Genomic DNA, 6,381 nt, shown 5'->3' with positions numbered 1-6,381 from the left:
TATTAAATACTTTCTTTTTAGAGTAGCTAAAATTTTTGCTTGAAAAATGGAAATCCACCGGATTTTACGGGTGAGCCCAAAAAACATACCCCACACAAGGTGAACTCCACAATCATTAGAATAAACACAAAAAGGATCTCGAGGCTTTTATTGATCCGAACGAATCATGGGAAACAAAAAAAGCACCTCATTTTCATGAAGTGCTTTTGTATTGAGCGAGAAACGAGACTCGAACTCGCGACCCCGACCTTGGCAAGGTCGTGCTCTACCAACTGAGCTATTCTCGCAACAATAATAAGTACAAAATGTACCCGAAGCGGGACTTGAACCCGCACGACCACAATGGTCATTGGATTTTAAGTCCAACGTGTCTACCAATTCCACCATCCGGGCATTCTTTCAAAAAGTAACATTTCGATTTCCCCAAACTTACTTTTAAGAATGGAGCGGGAGACGGGATTCGAACCCGCGACCCCGACCTTGGCAAGGTCGTGCTCTACCAACTGAGCTACTCTCGCATCTATTTTAAAGAACTTGCTGTTGTCGTGCTCTTGAAAACAGCGATGCAAATATATTGCTAATTTTCCTTTCTCCAAAAATAATTTTTAAAAAATCAGAGAAATTTGAACTCTCCGCTTAATTCCTACTTTAAGCCGGAGAGTTTCTTAATACCATGCAGCTTGTTAAGTGCCTCAATAGGAGTCAAATTGTCAATATCCATATTTTTTATTTCATCCCGAATTTGTTTTAGCACGGGATCATCAAGTTGAAAAAAACTCATTTGATAGCCTTCACGGTGTTCTGCCATGCCGTTCAGCGGCTTAGCTAAACCATCCTTCCGGTTGGCTGCTTCCAGCTCTCCCAAAATCTCATCGGCCCGATTGACAACCGAAGGTGGCATGCCTGCCATTTTTGCCACATGAATACCAAAACTATGGTTACTGCCTCCACGAACCAACTTCCGCAGAAAAATCACTTTATTCCCTACTTCCTTGATGGTAACATTGTAGTTTTTCACCCGTCCGAATGATTTTTCCATCTCATTCAATTCGTGGTAGTGAGTTGCAAAAAGTGTTTTGGCTTTCGTTTTCGGGTGCTCGTGAATGTATTCAACGATGGACCAGGCAATCGATATTCCGTCGTAGGTTGACGTGCCTCGTCCCAACTCGTCGAGCAAAATCAAACTACGATCCGACAAGTTATTCAAGATGCTGGCGGCCTCATTCATTTCAACCATAAACGTGGATTCTCCCAATGAAATATTGTCGGAAGCCCCTACCCGAGTGAAAATTTTATCGACATAACCAATCTTAGCTTCTCTGGCAGGAACAAAAGAGCCAATTTGAGCCATCAGTACAATCAGGGCTGTTTGCCGCAACAAGGCCGATTTACCCGCCATATTTGGTCCGGTAATGATAATCACCTGCTGGTTCTCCTGATCCAGCATCACATCGTTACTAATGTAGGACTCACCAATCGGCAGCTGCTGTTCGATCACCGGATGCCGACCTGCCTTAATTTCTATCCTCACCGAATCATTCACTTCCGGGCGGTTGTAGTTCGACTCGTTAGCCGAAGTGGCAAAAGACAACAAACAATCTAAACGGGCAATAACTGCAGCGTTCATCTGAACAGCCTGAATGTATTCCGACAAGGCGATGACCAACTCATTATACAAGCGGGCTTCGAGTGCCAATATCTTTTCTTCGGCCCCCAGAATCTTACTTTCGTATTCTTTAAGCTCTTCGGTAATGTATCGCTCAGCGCTAACCAAGGTTTGCTTGCGGATCCATTCTTCAGGAACTTTATCTTTATGCGTGTTGCGCACTTCAATGTAATACCCAAACACATTGTTGAAGGCTATTTTAAGCGAAGGAATGCCTGTTCGTTTTGACTCGCGCTCCTGCATTTGAGCCAGGTAATCTTTCCCGGAATAAGCCAGCTTACGCAATTCATCTAATTCATCAGAAACCCCTTCCTGAATAACATTGCCGCGATGAACCTGCACTGGCGGATCATTGGTAATTTCGCGCTCCATCCGCTCACGAATCGTCTGACATGGATTCAGCTGCTCTGCCATCCGTTTCAACACCTGCTGATCAGAACGACCCAAATAGTCCTTGATGGGCTCAATCGCCCGCAAAGCCGTACGCAGCTGCACTACTTCGCGCGGATTGATGCGTCCCACAGCCACCTTGGAAATGATGCGCTCCAAATCACCAATTTGTCGAATCTGTTCAGAGAATTCTTCCTTTTGCTTATCATGCTGAATAAAATACTCCACCACCGACAAACGATCATTGATCGCCGAAATTTCTTTTAATGGCAGCGCAATCCAACGCTTTAGCATGCGCGAGCCCATAGGCGAAATTGTTTTATCCAGCACCTGTGCCAAGGTTTTCGCTCCATCATTGATCACCCCAAAAAGTTCGAGATTCCGAATGGTGAAACGATCTAACCACACGTATTTGTCTTCTTCAATACGCGAAAGAGACGTGATATGCTGCAACTGGTGATGCTGAGTTAAATCGAGGTAGTGCAGAATCGCTCCCGATGCCATCACCCCATAATTCAACTCCTGCACGCCAAACCCCTTCAGCGATTTGGTTTCGAAGTGTCGTAACAAACGATCCATCGCCGCATCTTCGGTATAAACCCAGTCATCCAGATTGTAAGTATAAAACTTACCGCCAAACAAAGCAATAAAGTCATTTCCTTTTCCGCGCTGAAATAAAACCTCTTTGGGCTTGAATGAATTCAGCAATTTATCGATGTATTCAAAACTACCTTCGGCAGTTAAAAATTCACCAGTTGAAATATCCAGGAAAGCCACTCCGGCCATTTTTTTATCAAAATGCACTGAGGCCAGAAAATTATTTTCGCGATGCTCCAGAATATTGTCATTAATGGAAAGGCCGGGTGTTACCAGCTCCGTAATTCCGCGTTTAACAATCTTCTTAGTCATTTTGGGGTCTTCCAACTGCTCACAGATCGCCACTCGCTGGCCGGCCCGAACCAACTTAGGCAGATAGGTATCCAGCGCGTGATGGGGAAATCCAGCCAGCTCAACAAAATTCGCTGCTCCATTGGCACGTTTGGTCAGGGTAATGCCCAAAATTCCGGCAGCCTTAATGGCATCCTCTCCAAATGTTTCGTAAAAATCACCCACCCGGAATAGCAATACCGCATCGGGGTGCTTGTCTTTGATGGCATAATACTGCTTCATCAAAGGGGTCTCAACATATTTTTTTGTTTTTGTCAAAGCGAACTCAAATTTTAAAATTGAATGATTAACAAAGATAAAGGATGCGTGCACAAGAAGGAAGGTCTGCCCTGAATTGTTCAGCGAAACTTTTCAACAACTTAAGACAGGCTACCAAGTTTGATCAGTTGGCCGAATGACTGGCGTTCAACAAAAGAAAACTATGCAGCAAAGCCCGACAAAGCACCATGCCGGTCAGTAAGTAAAACCCAACCGGAAAAGCCTGCGGAATCAACAGGCTAAAAAGAAGAAACAGAAGAAGCCAGACCGATAAGGCCTTCCAGTACCATTTCAAGGCCGGACGCCACCTGCGAACCATCCAAAGAAAAGGAAACAAAAAGTTAGCGGGAACAGCCCACCATAAGTTATAGTTTGGATGCATGGCCGGATGCTCTGAATAAGCCACAAACCACAGCAAAACCAAACCAATCAATCCGGTAATGAATAACAAAACATAGTCGACCCACAGGCGAAACTGCTTCCGTTTGTATTGTTTGTAACTTACCAGAATAACCAAGGCTAACAAAATACTCAAAACATAAACTGGTGATAACAGGTTGAAGTCGGATTTTACCGATTTTGCAGGATCGTAAATCATTCGGGTTTCTTTCACCAGCGGCTTGCTGACACCTTCGCCTTGAATTTGAGCGCGCGCAAAATGATTCCTCAAAAAATCGGGTAAAAACATTTCCTGATAGGCTGTTGCGTTTTCATCTGCCGGGCTGCCCAAAGTCAGATGAATACCGAAATTGATCCACGGCAAAATACGCTGATACTCATCAACATGTTCGCGAAAGCTCATCTCCAGACCTGCCTCTTCAGGAAAAACCAATTCACCATCAACATGTTTTTCAACCACATCGCGCACCCGCGTGGCACAGTTATCCATAAAAAAATTGTATCGGTACTCACGGTTTTCGGGCTTGGCGTTCCAAATTAAATAGTCAAGCAGTTGCTGTTTTTTAGCTTGTGTCAGGTTCAAAACCTGTTCTTCAATACGGCGTTGGCTACGCCGGTAGCTCTCCAGGAAATTCTCATACTTTTCAGCGGCCAGCAAATAGTCGGTTTGCCCTTTGGCAAAACGGTAAACAAAATTGGGTTCACTAAAACTAAACACTCCGTAATTAAACACAATATCCACCATTCGTATGGGGTCGTGTACCCGAATAGCGCTATGACCATAAAGGGCATGTACCTGCTTGCTAGGGCCACAGGTCAACAGGCTTATTTCTGCCTCGTCACTCAAATTCAAGGCCTGTACGACTCCTGAGAAGAAGAGCAGAAAAGTAACGGTAAATGCAAGAAATATCTTATTCACAACTTTTTTTATTCAAAAAAAACAAAAAAGCAGGTCTAAACCTGCTTAATCCTGAAAATCTTTTTTGAAAAGTTATTGATGTCGATCGAAAGCTCCTCCGCCTGATCAATAAAAATCAATGCCAACCACCAATAATAGCGCCCATAATCAGGTAAGTGACGATGTCGTAGCCCGCATGAATCAGGAACAACCCCGGCTTTCCCTGCTCAAAAAGAATGTTGTTCAGCCGGGAAGTGCTGATCCAGAAGACAGCAATCACAAAGCCGGCAAACAACCCCATCCCCATATCAGCTGACGATCCTAAAAACAAAGCTAAGGCAAACGCCGCCAGCAAGGAGGCAACAAAAGAGCTCCCAAAAACAACCGGCATGGGCAACCCCTTCGTCAGCGTTTCTTCGGTAAAACCATTTAACTCCATCCACTTGTTCCCAAACAAAACAGGCGAATACCATAGACTTCCAATCACAAATGTGCTCAGCGCGGCAACTAAAACAGCCCAGTAATTCATATTCGAGATGACATTTCCTAAGTCCATAATTTTCAGTTTAATTTCACAATTTGTAAGCGTTAACCAAATTACGAAATCAGCACGACAAGCTTTATTTAGATTGAATAAAGATAGTATTTGCGCATAATTTTAGATATTTTTGTCTGAAATTATTTAATACAAAGCATATGGGATGTAGTGGATGTAGTATGAACACTGACGGTGACCGCCCCGAAATGCTAGGCACCTACGATTGGCTTAATGATTTACCAGATACAACACATTTATCAGATATTGTTGAAGTACGCTTTAAAGGAACCCGCAAAGAATTTTTCAAAAACGAAGATACGCTTCCTTTAAAAGTAGGTGATTTAGTGGTGGTAGCCACTAATCCGGGGCACGATGTTGGAACGGTTTCGCTGACTGGAACACTGGCAGAAAAACAGTTTAAACGAAAAATAAGAAAACAAGAACGCTACCAGTGGAATAAAATTTACCGCAAAGCGACCACCACCGATAAAGACAAAGCAGAAGAGGCACGTAAACGGGAATACGCTGTTATGGTTCGTTCGCGCCAACTGGCTAATGAACTGGAGCTGGACATGAAGATTGGCGATGTTGAATTCCGCGGTGACAACTCCAAAGCAATCTTTTATTATATCGCCGAAGGGCGGGTTGATTTCCGGGAACTGATTCGCCGGTATGCCCGTGAATTCCGTATCAAAGTTGAGATGAAGCAAATAGGTGCACGGCAGGAAGCTGGCCGCATTGGCGGTATCGGGTCTTGCGGTAGGGAACTCTGCTGTTCGACCTGGCGAACCGACTTTGACAGTGTGACTTCAGACGCAGCTCACCAGCAAGGATTGTCGCCCAACGCCGAAAAAATGGCTGGCAAATGCGGAAAACTAAAATGTTGTTTGATGTACGAATTAGACACGTATCTGGAAGCCCAGGAGGATTTCCCAAATGAATTGCTGGCTCTGGAAACAGCAAAAGGTTTGGCTCGGCATTTTAAAACCGAGATTCTGAACAAGAAAATCTGGTATACCCTGGAAGAAGCCTACGGCAACAAACCTCTGGTTTTGGACCTGGATGATGTCAAGAAAATCATTCAACTTAACAAACGCGGACGGAAACCACCCATCGAGCAGTACCTCAGCCCGGAAGCCAAAATTGAAAATGAAATGAGTGTCGGCTCGGTCAATACCGATTTACTGGAAAAACCCCAAAAGAAGAAAAACCGTAAAAAGAAGTTTTCAAAGCGGCCCAACACAAACCGTCCGAAAAAAGCAGATAACAAATCATAAACCAAAA

The 6,381-nt window shown here is 44.1% G+C and carries 4 protein-coding genes and 3 tRNA genes; 1 reads left to right on the top strand and 6 read right to left on the bottom strand.

From position 1 onward, the window contains the following. Positions 1-214: 214 nt before the first annotated feature. The 6 genes from ACUNWA_RS03685 to ACUNWA_RS03660 form a co-directional block, all read right to left on the bottom strand. Positions 215-287 (bottom strand) — tRNA-Gly (locus tag ACUNWA_RS03685). Positions 288-308: 21 nt separating this feature from the next. Beyond that, positions 309-393 (bottom strand) — tRNA-Leu (locus ACUNWA_RS03680). 49 nt (positions 394-442) lie between these two features. Next, positions 443-518, bottom strand: a tRNA-Gly gene (locus tag ACUNWA_RS03675). A gap of 125 nt (positions 519-643) precedes the next feature. After that, positions 644-3,262 (bottom strand): DNA mismatch repair protein MutS, encoded by a 2,619-nt coding sequence (gene mutS / locus ACUNWA_RS03670; RefSeq protein ID WP_445590528.1) that lies wholly within the window; start codon positions 3,260-3,262, stop codon positions 644-646. A 124-nt stretch (positions 3,263-3,386) separates the two neighbouring features. After that, complete coding sequence (locus ACUNWA_RS03665; protein WP_445590527.1) at positions 3,387-4,580, bottom strand: lipoprotein N-acyltransferase Lnb domain-containing protein; 1,194 nt, start codon at positions 4,578-4,580, stop codon at positions 3,387-3,389. A 115-nt stretch (positions 4,581-4,695) separates the two neighbouring features. Beyond that, the gene (locus ACUNWA_RS03660) at positions 4,696-5,115 is read right to left on the bottom strand and encodes a DUF1761 domain-containing protein (RefSeq protein ID WP_445590526.1); all 420 of its coding nucleotides are present in this window, start codon (positions 5,113-5,115) and stop codon (positions 4,696-4,698) included. A gap of 161 nt (positions 5,116-5,276) precedes the next feature. On the opposite strand from ACUNWA_RS03660, the gene ACUNWA_RS03655 reads away from it, so the two are divergent. Beyond that, positions 5,277-6,374: a PSP1 domain-containing protein gene (locus ACUNWA_RS03655; protein ID WP_445590525.1), complete on the top strand. Its 1,098-nt coding sequence runs from the start codon at positions 5,277-5,279 to the stop codon at positions 6,372-6,374. Positions 6,375-6,381: the final 7 nt, after the last annotated feature.

Source organism: Sunxiuqinia sp. sy24 (assembly GCF_052677165.1).
This window is presented reverse-complemented; position numbering and strand designations above follow the sequence as displayed.

Excerpts from the sequence above, each read along its gene's own strand:
- ACUNWA_RS03655 (WP_445590525.1), top strand. The coding sequence starts at position 5,277 with ATGAACACTGACGGTGACCGCCCCGAAATGCTAGGCACCTACGATTGG.
- ACUNWA_RS03660 (WP_445590526.1), bottom strand. The coding sequence starts at position 5,115 with ATGGACTTAGGAAATGTCATCTCGAATATGAATTACTGGGCTGTTTTA.